The sequence below is a fragment of the Phocaeicola sp. HCN-6420 genome (assembly GCF_037890145.1).
Taxonomy (GTDB): Bacteria; Bacteroidota; Bacteroidia; order Bacteroidales; family Bacteroidaceae; genus Phocaeicola.
The window spans coordinates 1-482 of sequence record NZ_JBBKBJ010000089.1; the positions used below are offsets into that span (position 1 = coordinate 1).

General features: G+C 47.3%; 1 protein-coding gene. It reads left to right on the forward strand.

Features of this window, described 5'->3' with window-relative positions:
• On the forward strand, positions 1-398 hold a 398-nt coding region (locus WKT12_RS16490), incomplete at its 5' end, for a group II intron maturase-specific domain-containing protein (protein WP_340320334.1).
• Between the last annotated feature and the right edge of the window lie 84 nt (positions 399-482).

Below are 482 nucleotides of genomic sequence, written 5' to 3' on the forward strand. Positions count from 1 at the left end.
TCAAGAAGATGAAGATTAAGATACGTGAACTCACCAGCCGTAATAACGGCTGGAGCTCCGAATATCGTAAACAACGTTTGACTTGGTATATCCGTGGTTGGCTCAACTATTTTAAGTTTGCAGGTCTCAAAAGTAGGATAAAGGAATGGGACGGCTGGCTCCGTCATCGCATACGGATGTGTATTTGGAAGTCTTGGAAACGAGTCCGAACCCGGTATCGAAATCTGAAGAAGCTTATTCCCGATGAGAGCCGTGTGCGAATGGCTGCCTTTTGTCGTATGAAATACTGGCGAATGGCAAGTCATCCCACTGTACAGGCGGCTTTGTCGGATGAGCGTTTGCTTCGAGCTGGTTACCCTACTTTTAAGATGTACTATCATCCTGTGTTTAAAGGTTAATTAGGGAACCGCCGTATGCCGAACGGCACGTACGGTGGTGTGAGAGGTCGGAACGGGAATTAATCCCGTTCCTCCTACTCGATT